This window comes from Stenotrophomonas sp. 71799_Sma (assembly GCF_056482505.1).
This window is the reverse complement of sequence record NZ_CM151202.1, coordinates 1,383,130-1,397,245: the sequence shown is the minus strand read 5'-3', so window position 1 is coordinate 1,397,245 and position 14,116 is coordinate 1,383,130. Positions and strand designations below refer to the sequence as shown.

Sequence of the window (14,116 nt, the reverse complement as noted above, 5' to 3'; positions counted from 1 at the left end):
TCACCGGGCCGTGGCACCGCGCATGCGATGCTGTGACCAATGAATACGGTGATCGACCCCGGGCGCTGGGAAGGCAGCGTCGCCGCGGCACGCAAGCAGCAGATCCAGCTGGCTGGCCGCGTGGAGCGCCAGGACCGCCTGCCACGCAACGTGCGCTGGCTGGCCGGGCTGGATGTCGGCTTCGAGGACGATGGCGCCATCACCCGCGCCGCGGCGGTACTGCTGGACGCAGAGACGCTGCAGCCCGTGGCGCAGGAGATCGCGCGCATCCCCACGGTGATGCCCTATATCCCCGGACTGCTCAGCTTCCGCGAGCTGCCGGCACTGCTGGCCGCGCTGGCGCTGCTGCCGCATACGCCGGACCTGGTGTTCGTCGATGGCCATGGCATCAGCCACCCGCGACGATTGGGCGTGGCCGCGCATCTGGGCGTGGTCACCGACCTGCCGAGCATCGGCGTGGCCAAGTCGAAGCTGGTGGGCAGGTTCGTCGAACCGGGCGCCGAGGCCGGTGCGCATACGCCGCTGCTGGATGGCGATGAACAGTTGGGCTGGGTGCTGCGCAGCAAGATTCGCTGCAAGCCGCTGTTCGTGGCCGGTGGCCATCGGGTCAGTGCGGATACCGCGCTGGACTGGGTACAGCGCACCCTGCGCGGGTACCGGCTGCCGGAACCGACCCGGCTGGCGGATCGGCTGGCCTCGCGACGGGACGAATGACCGCACCGGGCATCACCCGGCGCGGTCGCCATCCTCGTTCAGCGATGCACGTGGCCGCGGTGGCCCTGCGCGTCCTCGCCGTGGTCATGGCCTTCATGGCCCTCGTGCTCGCCGGCCTTGGCCGGCGCCGGCTCACCACAGGCTTCGCCGCAGTGGTCCGCTTCGATCTGCAGTGTCACGTGCTCGATGCCGAAGTCATCGTGCAGGCGCCCGCCCAGATCACGACGCAGCGCATCGGCATCGGTGCCGTCGCGCATCACGATGTGCGCGGTCAGCGCCGGGGTGCTGGAGGCCAGCGCCCACACATGCAGGTCATGCACGTCCAGTACCGCAGCGTGGCCGGACAGGCTGTCGCGCACCTTGGCCACGTCCATGCCCTTGGGCACGCCTTCCAGCAGCACGTTGATCGCCTCGCGCATCAGCACATAGGTGCGCGGCAACACCCACAGGCCGATCAGCACCGCCAGGATCGGGTCGATCGGCTTCCAGCCGGTCCACTTGATCAACAGCGCGCCAGCAATCACGGCCACCGAGCCGAGCATGTCTGCCCACACTTCCAGGTAGGCGCCCTTCACGTTGAGGCTCTCGCCGCTGCCGGCCTGCAGCAGGCGCATCGAGATCAGATTGATGACCAGGCCCGCCGCGGCAATCACCAGCATGCCCGACGAGGCAATCTCCTGCGGCTCGCGGAAACGTCCAATGGCCTCCCACAGGATATAGCCGGCAACCACGAACAGCATCGCGCCGTTGATCATCGCGCCCAGCGCTTCCAGGCGCGCATAGCCGTAGGTGCGGCGCGCGTCCGGCGGGCGCCGGCTCAGCCGCACCGCGACCAGTGCGATCATCAGCGCCAGCGCATCGGTGGCCATGTGCGCCGCATCGGACAACAGTGCCAGGCTGTTGGTCCAGAACGCGCCCACCACCTCGACGACGAGGAAGGTGGAGGTCAGGCCGAGTGCCCACCACAAGGGTTTCTCGTGGCGGATCTCGGATGGCAGGTGATCGTGGTCGTGGCCCATGGCAACAGCTCCTTTGCGATGGGAGGCAGGCTACGCCGGAGGGCGTTGGGAAACTATCACGGTGTTTATAACATTGCAGGCCACGCGGTCCCTCACCGGGCATGGCCCGGTGCTACCGGAGCGCGGCCGGCAACGCCAGGCCACGCCTGGCGAACGCAGCGGACCGACGTCCGCCTGCGGTCAGAACCCGAAGCGCAGGCTGGCCCAGTACGCGCGGCCCGGCTCGTTGTAGGTCGCCGCGCCGGCATCGCTGCTGTTGGCCTCGCGGAACAGGCGCTTGTCGGCCAGGTTGTTGACGCCGAAACCGAAGCTGACCGTCTCGGTCACCTTGTAGCGCGCGCTCACGCCCCAGATGTTGTACGCACCACGGTCCTGCAGCGCGATCGACGGATCGCAGGTGCCGGTGCAGCGCGGATCATTGTTGATGTTGGTGGTGGCCGGCTTCTGCTTGCCGTAGAAGGTGCCGGTCAGCAGCAGCGACAACTTGTCGGTGGCCTGCCAGTCCAGCATCGTGTTGACGGTGTACTTCGGAATCACCGACAGCGGCTGGCCGGTGCTCTTGTTCTCGTTCTCCACCATGTAGGTGAAGTTGTTGCTCCACTTCAGGCGGTTGCCCTGCTCGCCCAGCAGCGGGACCACCAGGTTGCCTTCCAGACCCTGCACGATCGCCTTGGGTGCGTTCTCCCAGCGGAAGATGCGGCCCTTGGTGTCGGCGGTCAGCCCGATCTGGTTGTACCCGGCCTGGATCTTGTCCTTGTAGTCGTTGTGGAAGTAGGTCAACGACGCTTGCCAGCCGCTCTGCGGTGCCCACTCGATACCCAGTTCCTTGTTCAGGCTGGTTTCCGCCTTCAGGTCCGAGTTGCCGCGCATGTAGCAGCCGGCGCCCAGGCTCGGCAGTGCATTCGGGCAGCCATTGCCCCGGGTGTAATACAGATAGTCCGGATTCGACTGGTACAGGTTCGGCGCCTTGAATGCACGGGCGATACCGCCCTTCACCACCCAGTCGCTGTTGATGCGGAACTGCGCGTTGAGGCTGGGGCTGGTGTTGTTGCCGAACTGACTGTGGTGGTCGAAGCGCAGGCCCGGGGTGACGATCCAGCGCTCGCCCAGGTAGATGTTGTCTTCCACGAACACGGCGGTGGTCTGCGCGTCGGACTTGCCGCGTGCGCGATCGGCCGACAGCCCCGGGATGCCGCCGCCGCTGCTGCTGGACTGGCTCATCGAGTACGGGTCGGTCAGGCGGCTGTCCAGGTATTCAAAGCCCAGCGTCCAGATGTTCTCGGCACCACCCAGCGTGGTCGGGAAACTGACTTCGCCGTCCAGCTGGTAGTTGCGCAGGCGCGAGGTCGACCAGTCGGTGCCGTTGAAGCTGCCCTCCGGGCCACCGGCCAGGCCTTCGTTGATGCGCGAGTTGTTCACCGCCTCCACTGCAGCCGTTACCCGCGAGGTCACATCACCCCAGCGGCCGCGATGGGTGATCGCGCCGGTGTTGCGGTACATGCGGTTGGTCTCGGCCTGCTGCTCGGCCAACGCCCCCAGATCGATCGGTGTCGAGGTACCGGTGGTGCTGACCGCGCGGTCGCCAGCATAGATGTTGCCCTGGCGACTGGTGCCGGCTTCGAATTCGACCACCTGGTTGGCGGTCACGTCCCAGCGCAGCAGCGCGTTGACATCGCGGTTCTTGACGCCCTCGCGACCGGCCGGCGGCACCGCGTTCGGATTCGTCGCGAAGTCACGATTGAGTTCCAGCGAATCGGCGTCGGTCTTGTTGAGATTGCCGTACAGGCGGAACGACAGGGTGTCGGTCATCGGCCCGCTCAGCTGCAGGCCGACGCGCTCGCTGCCGCCTTCGGCGCTGTGCTCGGGCACCAGGCCATACAGGTCGACCGCGCCGGTCAGGTCGCCGGTCGGGCGCTTGGTGATGATGTTGACCACGCCACCGGAAGCACCCGAGCCATAACGTGCCGCTGCAGGGCCACGCAGCACTTCGATGCGCTCGATCATTTCCGCCGGCACCCAGTTGGTATCGCCGCGGGTATTGCGCTCACCGCTGCGGCCCATGCGCACGGCATCACGCGCACCGATGCGCTTGCCGTCGACCAGGATCAGGGTGTTTTCCGGGCCCATGCCACGCAGATCGATCTGGCGGTTGTTGCCGTACTGGCCCGAGGCACTGTTGCCGGTCAGGTTGACGCCGGGCATGGTGCGCAGCAGCTCGGCGATGTCGTTGGCCGGCGGGCGCCTGGCGATGTCCTCTGCGGTGATGGTCGAGGTACCCAGGGCCTGGCGCGCGATCTGCGAGGCGGTGACGTGCACCGTGTCGATATCGGTGGCGTCGGTTTCGGCGTGGGCGGTCAGGGCGCTGCCGGCCAGCAGGGCGGCAACGGCAAGCGCCAGCGGGCGCGGCGAAAGGACAACGGCAGGGGACATGATCAGGACCTTCTGGCAGGGCTACGGGGCCTCTGGCAAAGGGCTTGAGGCAACGACGAGGGGGAGGCGGAGCAGTCCTGCAGCAGGCACCTGCAGCCCGTTCCGTGCGCGCATTCTCCCATCAATGCGATTGATTCTCAAATGCGTTCACTCATTGCCGCAGCGGCGCCGATGTGGTTTGCGCACCGTGCAACCCTGCACCGCGCGTAAACTGGCCGGCTAACCCGCCATCAACCGTATGCCGCCGCGGCCGATACCCGTGGTTTGCCGTACGCAGTCAGAGATCGACGTGGAACCACCCCAATTGGACGATGCCAGCCAGCCGCTGGCCGAGGCCTGGCAGCAGTGTCTGCTGCAGGCCGGCCCTGCCGCCACCGCGCTGCTCACGGCCGCTGCTACCGATGCCCCACCCGCGCTGGCCCAGCGCTTTTACGAAGTACTGCTGCAGGACACCCGTGCGCGCCGTTTCCTGTCCCACGACCAGGTCAAGCAGCGCCTGCAGCCGGCCATGCAGCGCTGGCTGGCGCAGCTGCTGACCACTGATGCCAGCGGCATCGCCAACACCGTGGCCTCGCAGCGGATCATCGGCGACGTGCACGCCCGCGTCGGCATTCCGGTCGACCTGGTTACCCGCGGTGCGCGTGTGCTCAAGCACGAACTGTTCGTGCGCCTGCGCGACGATGCACCGGACAGCGACACCGCATTTGCCGCCATCGACTGCCTCAGCGCGATCATGGATATCGCCATGGAAGGCATGACCCTGGCCTACACCCACGCGCGCGAGCGCTCCACCCGTGCCGACGCCGCCTACCGGCTGTTCTCGCTGGTACAGAACGTCGGTACCGAACGCGAGCGCCAGCGCGCACTGCTGCTGGACTGGGAAAACGCCCTGCTCTACGCGTTGGCCGGCCACGTGCAGGCCAGCGACAACGCCAGCCTGGCTACCTCGGAGTTCGGCCTGTGGTTCACCCACAAGGGCATCCCCAGCTTCGGCGAAAGCAGCGAAACGCAGCAGGTGGGCCAGTTGATGGCCCGCATTGATGGCCACCTGCAGCGCGCGAGCGGCGATGCTCCGGCGCAGCGACTGGCGGTGCTGCCGGCCATCCGCGAGGACCTGGCCGCCATCCGCACCCTGATGACACTGCTGTTCGAGCGCATCGGCGAACTGGATGCCGGCAGCGACGCGCTGACCAACCTGCTCAACCGTCGCTTCCTGCCCACCGTGCTGCGCCGGGAAATCGAGCTGGCCACACGCAACCGCACACCATTCTCGCTGCTGCTGCTCGACCTGGATCACTTCAAGGCAATCAACGACGGCCACGGCCACGATGCCGGCGACCGCGCGTTGCAGCACGTCGCCGGCCTGCTCGGCCAGCTCACGCGCGGCAGCGACTACCTGTTCCGCTATGGCGGCGAAGAATTCGTGGTGGTACTGGTGGCTGCCAGCGAATCGCAGGCGACCGTGATCGCCGAGAGCCTGCGGCGGCAGATCGCACAGTCGCCGGTGGCACTGGCCAACGGCCAGGTGCTGGCACTGACCGCCAGCATCGGCGTGGCCGGCCACGACGGTCATCCGGACTACGAGCGGCTGATGGCCCGTGCCGACGCGGCAATGTACGAGGCCAAGCGCAGCGGCCGCAACCGCGTGGTGGTGGCCAGTGCGGACCTGCAGGAAGCGCCGGGACGGCGCGCACTGCAGCGATGACGGCAGGACAGGTAGAGTCGACCGCGGGTCGACTATCGCGCGCACCGCGGGGTTTTTCGCGCGCAGGGCGAAGAGCAATCGGCTGACAGTCGACTCTACTGACAGCCGGCACTACCGATACGGCCGCCGGCCGCTGCTTTCACCGCCACCACCCACCACGCTGCCCACCAGAGCAGCGCCAGCAACGCGATGCCCGCCCCCAACAGGCATACCGCCGGCCAGCCATGGCGCGCCTGCATCCACGGCCCGGCCGCTGCACCGGCACCACTGCCCACCGCATAGAACAGCATGTACAAAGCCACCAGGCGTCCATGCTGTTCAGCCGGCGCGCGCAGCAGCAATGCCTGGTTAGATACGTGCAGTGCCTGCCCACCCAGGTCGAGCACAATCACGCCCAACAGCAGCAACGACAGCGACTGCGGCAGGCCCAGCAAGGGCCACCACGCAACCAGCATCAACAACAGCGCACCGACGCTGACCGGATGCGCGAAACCACGGTCCATCCAGTGCCCTACCCGCGCCGCCAGCAGCGCACCGATCACCCCGGCCAGGCCCAGTGCACCGATGGCGGCGGTCGACCAATGCAGCGGTGGCGCCGAGAGCGGCAAGGGTGCCGCCGCCCAGAACACATTGAGGCCGGCAAACAGCAGCAGTGCCAGCGGCCCACGCTCGCGCAGCGTTCGATCGCGGCGCAGCATGCCCAGCATCGAGCCCAGCAGCTCGCGCCAGCGTGGGGGAACCGACGGCACCGGCACTGGGGGCAGGCGCCGCCACAGCAGCGCCGCCAACCCCGCCATCACCATCGCTGACAACAGGTAGACCATCTGCCAGCCAAAGGCCGCCGCCACCGTACCGGACACCACGCGCGCCAGCAGCAGGCCGATGAACACGCCACCCTGCACCACACCGACCACGCGACCGCGCTGCTCGGGCGGTGCCAGCATGGCGGTATAGGCGATCAGGCCCTGGGTCAGCGCCGTGCCCAGCAAGCCGGCCAGCAGCATGCCCGACAACAGCCAGCCCGCCGTGCGTGACGCTGCCAGCCACAGCAGCGCCAGCACCAATGCGATCAACTGCAGCCGCAGCAGGCGTCGCCGGTCACCACGGTCCGCCAGCGGCAGCAGGCCAAGCAACGCCAGCACGCTACCGGCCTGGGTAGCAGCCAGCACCGCGCCAGCCACGGCCCGGTCCAGCGCAAAGGCGCGTGCAAGCTGATCCAGCAGCGGCTGCGCGTAATAGACGTTGGCAACGCTGGCACCTGCGGCAACCGCGAGCAGGACCAGCAGCGGGCGGGGAAGCGATATGGCACTCATGATGTGGTTGCAATTTGAAACTTGATGCAGGCTACTGCCATTGGTTTTAAACTGCAACCACATCAGAGAGGTCCACCATGCACGCCGACAGCCCCTGCCCCGTCGCCCGCAGCGCCGATCTGCTCGGTGACCGTTGGGCGCTGCTGGTCATCCGTGATGCCTTCGATGGCGTCACCCGTTTCGGTGATTTCCAGCGCAGCCTCGGCGCGGCCCGCAACATCCTCAGCGACCGCCTGCGCCGGCTGGTAGAGGCCGGCGTCCTGCAGCTGCAGCCGGCCTCCGATGGATCGGCCTACCAGGAATACGTGCTCACCGCCGCTGGCCAGGAACTGTTCCCGCTGCTGGTCGCGCTGCGCCAATGGGGTGAACGCCATCGCTTCGAGGCCGGTGAAGCCCATTCACAGCTGATCGAATCGGCGACGCGGCGGCCGCTGCCCTACATGCAGCCGCGCGGGCGCGACGGCCAGCCACTTCAGCCCACCGCCACCCGCGTGCGCAAGCTCAGGGACGGCGGGCGCGACACCTGATCCGCCCATTCGCGCACACCGACGAACACCCGCGCCGGTTAGCATCGGGTCTTTCCGCCACTGGATGCCGCCGATGTCGCGCGATCGCCCTTCCCTGCTGACCGCCCTGCTGTTGCCGCTGCTGGCCTGCGCCACAGCAACCACGCAGGCCCGCGAGGTTGCCGCGCCCGCCGACCACGTGCAGGCCGATGGACCCTATGTGTTCCGCCAGGGCGACCAGCTGCAGGCCAAGTGGATCTGCGACGACAAGGTCGAGTCGCACACGCTTGCCACGCAGGCCGCAGGTACCGACATCGCCCCGCGCTGCGGCTACGAGCACACGGTGCACGTGGCTGCCCCGAATGCGCCTTCGGTTTCCGTGCTGCCGGCCGTGCCGCGCATCGTTGCGCTGTCCGACATCCATGGCCAGTACGGGTTGCTGGTGCGCCTGCTGCGCGCCCACCAGGTCATCGATGCCCAGGATCGCTGGGCGCTGGGCAAGGACACGCTGGTCATCGCCGGCGATGTGTTCGACCGCGGCCCGCAGGTGACCGAGGCCTTCTGGCTGCTGTATGGCCTGCAGCAGCAGGCGGCCGCCGCCGGCGGCGCGGTGCACTTCGTGCTCGGCAACCACGAAACCATGGTGCTGTACGACGACCTGCGCTACGTCAACCCGAAGTACCTGCGCAGCGCGCAGCTGCTCGGCCGCAGCTACCCGCAGCTGTACGGTGCCGATTCGGTGATCGGGCAGTGGCTGCGCACCCGCCCGGTGCTGCTGAAGATCGGCGACACCCTGTTCCTGCACGGCGGCATTTCGCCCGAGGCAGTGCAGCTGGCGCTGGACCCGGCGCGCACCAATGCGGCCTACCAGGCGTCACTGGGCCTGCCCAAGGCCGAAGTAAAGGCCGACCCGGCCACCGCACCGCTGTATGACGGCAAGACCAGCCCGATCTGGTACCGCGGCTACTTTGATGGCCGCCTCGACACCGCGGGGGTGCAGACCGTACTCGACCGCCTGCAGCTCAAACGCATCGTGGTCGGCCACACCTCGATGCCACACGTCAGCAGCTTCCATGGCGACCGCGTGATCGCCATCGACAGCAGCATCAAGAACGGCGAGAACGGCGAACTGCTGTTCATCGAAAATGGCAGGCTCAGCCGTGGCCTGCTGGATGGCTCGCGGGTGCCGTTGGCGCCAGGTGAGCCGGGCCTGCAGGACTGAATGAAGGGACAGCGCGACGGCACCGGGCGGCGGCGGCGCGCTCCACCTTCACCCGGTTTGCGGCTACCCTCGGCAGCCGAGAGAGGCCCACCCCATCCATCCGGTGGGCCTGACCGTTACAGGAGCCCCCGCGCATGCGCGTTCTGATTGCTGAAGACGACCCGGATATCGCCTCCGGCCTGTGCGCCTCGCTGCGCCGGCAGGGGCACGTGGTTGACCACGTCGACAACGGTGCGCACGCCGACGCGGCACTGGGCTCGACCCAGTACGCATTGCTGGTGCTGGACCTGGGCCTGCCTCAGCTGGATGGCCGCGATGTGCTGCAGCGCCTGCGTCAGCGCGGCGATGGCCTGGCGGTGCTGGTGGTGACCGCCCGCGACGGCCTGGCCGAGCGCGTGCGCGTGCTCGACCTCGGTGCCGACGATTACCTGGTCAAGCCGTTCGCGCTGGACGAGTTCGAAGCACGCGTGCGTGCGCAGCTGCGGCGGGTCACCAGCAATGGCAACCCGGACCTGCGCATCGGCCGCCTGCGTATCGATCTGGCCGGGCACCGGGTGTGGATCGACGACCAGTCGCTGGAACTGACCGCGCGCGAGTTCGGCCTGCTATCGGCACTGGCGGTACGCGCCGAGCGCATCGTGTCGCGCGCGCAACTGGTGGAAGCGCTGTGCGACTGGGGCCAGGACCTCACAGACAACGGCCTGGACATCGCCCTGCACCGCCTGCGCCGCAAGCTGCAGCCCGGCGGCATGGGCATCCGCACCGTGCGCGGGCTGGGCTACATGCTGGAAGACGCGCAGGACGACAGCGCCCCGTGATCAGTGGACCACCCAGCCTGCGCCGGCGCCTGCTCGCCTTCCTGGCGTTGCCGATGCTGGGCCTGCTCACCTTCAACACGATCCTGGCCTACTACGTTGCGCTGGACTATTCCAACCGCATCCACGACCGCAACCTGATCGACGACACGCATTCGTTCGCGCAGATGCTGAGCACCATGCCGGTGACCAGCGACCTGTCTCCGCAGGCGCGCTTCCTGATCGAGTACGACCCCGACGGCCATCGCTACTTCAACGTCGACAGCAGCCGCATGGGTACGCTCAGCGGCAATGCAGACTTCAGCCCGTACGCCCCTTCGCAGGACTGCACCGGCGTGCATCCGGCGCTGTACGACGGCAACCTCAATGGCCAGCAGGTGCGCATGGCCACCGTCTGCACGCAGGCGATGAACGATCCGCAGGACCAGCTGGCGGTGACCGTGGCCGAGAGCATGGCCGACCGCCGGCAGCGTGCGCGCGAGATCCTGATGATCATCATCCCGCTGATGACCATGCTGGCGCTGGGTACCGCAGCGCTGGTCTGGTTCGGCGTGACCTATGGCCTGCGTATCCTGACCCCGCTGAGGACCCGCCTGGCCCAGCGCCGCGGCGAACTGGCGCCGATCTCCGATGCCGACGTGCCCGAGGAGATCCAGCCACTGATCAGCACCATCGATGATCTGTTTGCCCGCCAGGCGGAAATGATCACCCTGCAGAACCGTTTCATCGCCGATGCCGCGCACCAGCTGCGTTCGCCGCTGGCGGGCATGGCCCTGCATGTGGACCAGGCACTGGCACATGGCGACCCCGATACAGTGCGCGAGGCGCTGCAGCACATCCGCCGGCTCAACCAGCGCACCGCCCGGGTCAGCACCCAGCTGCTGGCACTGAGCCGGGCGCAGACCGTGCCCGATACCGTGGAGGCACTGGACCTGTGCGAGCTGGTACCGCAGTGGGTCGGCATGCGCGTACCGGAGGCGATCCGCGATGGCATCGATCTGGGCTACCGCGGCAGTCCCCATCCGCTGCGTGTACTGGGCAACGGCGCCATGCTGCAGGAAGCGCTGGACAACCTGATCGACAACGCCCTGCGTTATGCCGGCCGCAATGCAACCGTCACGGTGGGCGTGCACGCGCTGGACGACAATGATGTCGAACTGTATGTGGAAGACAACGGCCCTGGCGTGCCCGACGACGTGATGCCACGGCTGGGCGAGCGCTTCTTCCGGGCGCCGGGCACCGCTGCCAGCGGCACCGGCCTCGGCCTGGCCATCGCGCACGAGGCGGTGGAGCACTTCGGCGGCCACCTGAGCTTCCTGAACCGCCCAGGTGGCGGACTGAAGGTCGCCATCACGCTGCCGCTGCTGAAGGCGCCCTGACCCGGCCCGGGGCGCTGAAAGGCTGGCGAAAATCGCGCTTGCGATCCTGCCATCCCCACTGCCGTCCCGGAGCCGCCAGGTGACCGAATCGCACGACTTCTTCCTCCCCGGTGGCCCACAGGGCGTGCTGCTGGTCCATGGCCTGACCGGCACCCCGGCGGAAATGCGCATGCTGGGCAAAGGGCTGAACAACGCCGGTTTCACCGTGCACGGTGTGCAGCTGCCCGGCCATTGCGGCAGCGTGGATGACCTGCTGGCGACCACCTGGGAACAGTGGTACCAGGGCGTGGAAGATGCGGCGGCAACCCTGCGCGGCAAGGTCGACCAGCTGTTCGTCGGCGGCCTGTCGATGGGCGCGGTGCTGTCGCTGGCACTGGCTGCACGTCGCCCCGAGTGGGTGTCCGGGGTTGGCGTGTACGGCGCCACCTTCCGCTATGACGGCTGGAACATCCCCGCCGTGGCCCGCTTCTCGTTCCTGCTGCCGTGGTTCAAGCGCTTCAACATCGGCCGCGACCGCATGTTCATGGAAGAACCGCCGTACGGCCTGCGTGACGAGCGCCTGCGTGCACAGGTCAGTGCCGCCATGCTGTCCGGCGACAGCGCCGCCGCCGGCCTGCCGGGCAACCCCTGGCACGCCCTGGCCGAAATGCGCGCCCTGAGCAACTGGACCCGCCGCCACCTGCACCAGGTCACCGCGCCGTGCCTGGTGATGCACGCCCGCGAGGACGACGTGGCCAGCATGGGCAACGCCGAGCTGGTGATGTCGCGGGTCAGCGGCCCGAAGGAACTGGTGGTGCTGGAAGACAGTTACCACATGATCACCATCGACCGCGAACGCCGCGATGTGATCCGCCGCAGCGCGCGCTTCTTCACCGAAATCGGTGAACGCACTGGCGTGCTCAAGGCGGTGGCCTGACATGGGGGCACTTGCCACGCTGCTGTGGCTGGCCAATGTCGTGCTCGATACCGGTGGCCAGCTCGCCTTCAAGGCCGCCGCCAGCGATCCGCAGGAGGGCGAAGGACTGCAGCGCTGGAAACACATGCTCAGCCGTCCCTGGCTGTGGATCGGCATCGCCTGCTACGTGCTTGAGTTCGTCGCCTGGATCGCGTTCCTGTCGCTGGTGCCGCTGTCCAAGGGCGTGCTGCTGGGCTCGATCAACATCGTCGCGCTGATGATCGCCGGCCGTTTCCTGTTCCGCGAGAAACTCACGCCGCTGCGGGTGACCGGCATGCTGCTGGTCACCGCCGGCGTAGCCGTGGTGGGGGCCGGCTCATGAGGCGCCTGTATGTGATCGGCTTCCCGCTGCTGATGGCGTTCGACACGCTGGCCCAGCTGTGCTTCAAGTACGCCGGTGACGCCGCGTTGCCGGTCGAGGCCAACACCGCCTGGCTGCTGCGCGTGCTGTCGCAGCCGTGGGTTTACGGCGCCATCCTCGGCTACGTGGGTGCATTCTTCACCTGGATGAGCCTGCTGCGCCATGCGCCGATCGGTCCCGCCTTTGCTGCCTCGCACCTGGAAGTGATCAGCGTGCTGCTGCTGTCGGCGTGGCTGTTGAACGAGCCGCTGACCCTGCACCATCTGCTCGGTGCGGTACTGATCGTGGCCGGCATCGTCTGCCTCGGCCGCGCCGAGGCGCACGACCCGCACAGCCCTGCCGAAAGCACCCCGTGAGCGCGCTGCGATGAGCCTGTTCGCGCGCGAACTGCCACCAACCGCCGGCCTGCCGATGCAGGCCAGCGATTTCCTTCCCGGTGGCGGCGACCTGCGTGACATCCTTGCCAGCCAGCTCGGCACACCGCCGCTGCAGCTGACCTGTTCCGGCACGCACGCGCTGCTGATCGCCCTGCGCACGCTGCGCAAGCGTGCGCCAAAGCGCGACACCGTGATCATGCCGGCCTATACCTGCCCGCTGGTGCCGATCGCGGTGCACAGCCTGGGCCTGCGCGTGCAGTTGTGCGATACCCGGCGCGGTCATTTCGACTTCGACCCCGGCCAGCTCAAGCGGCTGGCCGATGCGCGCACGCTGGCGATCCTGCCCACCCACCTGGGCGGGCGCATTGCCGATGTCGAGCTGGCCTGCGAAGTCGCCCGCAACGCCGGCGCCTGGGTGATCGAAGATGCCGCGCAGGCACTCGGCGCACGGGTCGGCAACAGCAGTGTCGGCCTGCGCGGCGATATCGGATTCTTCAGCCTGGCCGCCGGCAAGGGCCTGAGCCTGCATGAAGGCGGCCTGCTGGTCAGCCGCGATGACGAACTGCGTGCTGCGCTGGCCGAACATGCCGTCCAGCACGTTCGCTCCAGCCTGCGCTGGGAGCTGCTGCGGAGCCTGCAGTTGCTGGGCCTTGCTGCCTGCTATCGCCCTTCGCTGCTGTCACTGGTGTATGGCAATCCACTGCGCAATGCGCTTCAGCGTGGCGATCTGGAAGATGCGGTCGGTGACATTTTCCCGCTGGATATCCCGCAGCACCGGGTCAGCCAGTGGCGGCAGAACATCGGCGCGCATGCCGCGCGGCGCTTGCCGGCATTCCTTCAGGCCGGTCGGCTGCGTGCGTTGCAGCTGCGGGTGCAGCTGGCACAGCTGCCCGCCGTTGAGGTGGTCGATGGGCTGGCCGGTAGCGGTGGCACCTGGCCACTATTAATGCTGCTGCTGCCCAGCCAACGCGCCCGCGATGCGGTACTGAAGGACTTGTGGCCACGCGGGCTTGGCGCCAGCCGCATGTTCATCCATGCCCTGCCCGGCTATGCCTACCTGCGCGGCATCGTGCCGCAGGACGACATGCCCAACGCACGCGACTTCGCCGCACGCATGCTGACCCTCGGCAACAGCGCCTGGCAGACCCGTGAAGAGACCGCCGAAATACTGCGGGCACTGGCCCGCGCGTGACGCCAGGACGCACGGATGGAGTGCGCCTCACGCATTCATCCATGCACCTTCCTGAACGCTTTCCGCGCCCTGCAATGCAGGCTTTCAACAGGAAAGGAACGAGAAAGGCTGCCTGCCTACATTGAGCC

Annotated in this window: 13 protein-coding genes; 10 read left to right on the top strand and 3 right to left on the bottom strand. The window is 67.8% G+C overall.

All coding sequences use genetic code 11. The features are described 5' to 3' along the window. Positions 1-39 precede the first annotated feature (39 nt). Entirely contained in the window at positions 40-714 is a 675-nt protein-coding gene (gene nfi / locus ACZK4Z_RS06480; protein WP_125894481.1) for a deoxyribonuclease V, read from the top strand. A 38-nt stretch (positions 715-752) separates the two neighbouring features. Here the strand turns inward: nfi and ACZK4Z_RS06475 are convergent, their stop codons facing one another. Continuing rightward, positions 753-1,733 (bottom strand): cation diffusion facilitator family transporter, encoded by a 981-nt coding sequence (locus ACZK4Z_RS06475; protein WP_107432646.1) that lies wholly within the window; start codon positions 1,731-1,733, stop codon positions 753-755. Between the two features lie 180 nt (positions 1,734-1,913). Further along, on the bottom strand, positions 1,914-4,163 hold the full coding sequence (locus ACZK4Z_RS06470) for a TonB-dependent siderophore receptor (RefSeq protein ID WP_125894483.1): 2,250 nt from the start codon (positions 4,161-4,163) through the stop codon (positions 1,914-1,916). A 289-nt stretch (positions 4,164-4,452) separates the two neighbouring features. Between ACZK4Z_RS06470 and ACZK4Z_RS06465 the strand changes: the two genes are divergently transcribed. Then, a complete protein-coding gene (locus ACZK4Z_RS06465) occupies positions 4,453-5,868 on the top strand; it encodes a GGDEF domain-containing protein (protein WP_125894485.1) in 1,416 nt (471 codons plus the stop codon). A gap of 95 nt (positions 5,869-5,963) precedes the next feature. Here the strand turns inward: ACZK4Z_RS06465 and ACZK4Z_RS06460 are convergent, their stop codons facing one another. Next, complete coding sequence (locus tag ACZK4Z_RS06460; protein WP_125894487.1) at positions 5,964-7,181, bottom strand: MFS transporter; 1,218 nt, start codon at positions 7,179-7,181, stop codon at positions 5,964-5,966. Between the two features lie 77 nt (positions 7,182-7,258). Here ACZK4Z_RS06460 and ACZK4Z_RS06455 point away from each other — a divergent pair, with 77 nt between their 5' ends. From ACZK4Z_RS06455 to ACZK4Z_RS06420, 8 genes are all read left to right on the top strand, one after another. After that, positions 7,259-7,708 carry a winged helix-turn-helix transcriptional regulator gene (locus ACZK4Z_RS06455; RefSeq protein WP_049399611.1) on the top strand — a complete coding sequence of 150 codons (450 nt, stop codon included), beginning with the start codon at positions 7,259-7,261 and terminating at the stop codon, positions 7,706-7,708. Positions 7,709-7,781: 73 nt separating this feature from the next. Beyond that, on the top strand, positions 7,782-8,909 hold the full coding sequence (locus ACZK4Z_RS06450; protein WP_071228483.1) for a metallophosphoesterase: 1,128 nt from the start codon (positions 7,782-7,784) through the stop codon (positions 8,907-8,909). A 134-nt stretch (positions 8,910-9,043) separates the two neighbouring features. Further along, positions 9,044-9,727, top strand: coding sequence for a response regulator (locus ACZK4Z_RS06445; protein WP_014646433.1), 684 nt, complete (start codon positions 9,044-9,046; stop codon positions 9,725-9,727). Then, positions 9,724-11,103, top strand: coding sequence for a sensor histidine kinase (locus tag ACZK4Z_RS06440; protein WP_125894489.1), 1,380 nt, complete (start codon positions 9,724-9,726; stop codon positions 11,101-11,103). The genes ACZK4Z_RS06445 and ACZK4Z_RS06440 overlap by 4 nt, the downstream gene beginning before the upstream one ends. 79 nt (positions 11,104-11,182) lie before the next feature. Then, positions 11,183-12,019, top strand: a complete 837-nt coding sequence (locus ACZK4Z_RS06435; protein ID WP_010483180.1) for an alpha/beta hydrolase — start codon at positions 11,183-11,185, stop codon at positions 12,017-12,019. 1 nt (position 12,020) lies between these two features. Then, positions 12,021-12,380 carry an EamA family transporter gene (locus ACZK4Z_RS06430; RefSeq protein WP_012479558.1) on the top strand — a complete coding sequence of 120 codons (360 nt, stop codon included), beginning with the start codon at positions 12,021-12,023 and terminating at the stop codon, positions 12,378-12,380. Next, positions 12,377-12,775, top strand: coding sequence for a DMT family transporter (locus ACZK4Z_RS06425; RefSeq protein WP_125894491.1), 399 nt, complete (start codon positions 12,377-12,379; stop codon positions 12,773-12,775). Before ACZK4Z_RS06430 ends, ACZK4Z_RS06425 begins: the two co-directional genes overlap by 4 nt. 10 nt (positions 12,776-12,785) lie before the next feature. Further along, a complete protein-coding gene (locus tag ACZK4Z_RS06420; protein ID WP_125894494.1) occupies positions 12,786-13,988 on the top strand; it encodes a DegT/DnrJ/EryC1/StrS family aminotransferase in 1,203 nt (400 codons plus the stop codon). The last annotated feature ends 128 nt before the right edge of the window (positions 13,989-14,116 follow it).

Bases quoted from the DNA above. Each gene is read 5' to 3' on its own strand.
- ACZK4Z_RS06460 (WP_125894487.1), bottom strand. From the start codon at position 7,181: ATGAGTGCCATATCGCTTCCCCGCCCGCTGCTGGTCCTGCTCGCGGTT.
- ACZK4Z_RS06430 (WP_012479558.1), top strand. From the start codon at position 12,021: ATGGGGGCACTTGCCACGCTGCTGTGGCTGGCCAATGTCGTGCTCGAT.
- nfi (WP_125894481.1), top strand. From the start codon at position 40: ATGAATACGGTGATCGACCCCGGGCGCTGGGAAGGCAGCGTCGCCGCG.
- ACZK4Z_RS06450 (WP_071228483.1), top strand. From the start codon at position 7,782: ATGTCGCGCGATCGCCCTTCCCTGCTGACCGCCCTGCTGTTGCCGCTG.
- ACZK4Z_RS06445 (WP_014646433.1), top strand. From the start codon at position 9,044: ATGCGCGTTCTGATTGCTGAAGACGACCCGGATATCGCCTCCGGCCTG.
- ACZK4Z_RS06470 (WP_125894483.1), bottom strand. From the start codon at position 4,163: ATGTCCCCTGCCGTTGTCCTTTCGCCGCGCCCGCTGGCGCTTGCCGTT.
- ACZK4Z_RS06455 (WP_049399611.1), top strand. From the start codon at position 7,259: ATGCACGCCGACAGCCCCTGCCCCGTCGCCCGCAGCGCCGATCTGCTC.
- ACZK4Z_RS06475 (WP_107432646.1), bottom strand. From the start codon at position 1,733: ATGGGCCACGACCACGATCACCTGCCATCCGAGATCCGCCACGAGAAA.
- ACZK4Z_RS06420 (WP_125894494.1), top strand. From the start codon at position 12,786: ATGAGCCTGTTCGCGCGCGAACTGCCACCAACCGCCGGCCTGCCGATG.
- ACZK4Z_RS06425 (WP_125894491.1), top strand. From the start codon at position 12,377: ATGAGGCGCCTGTATGTGATCGGCTTCCCGCTGCTGATGGCGTTCGAC.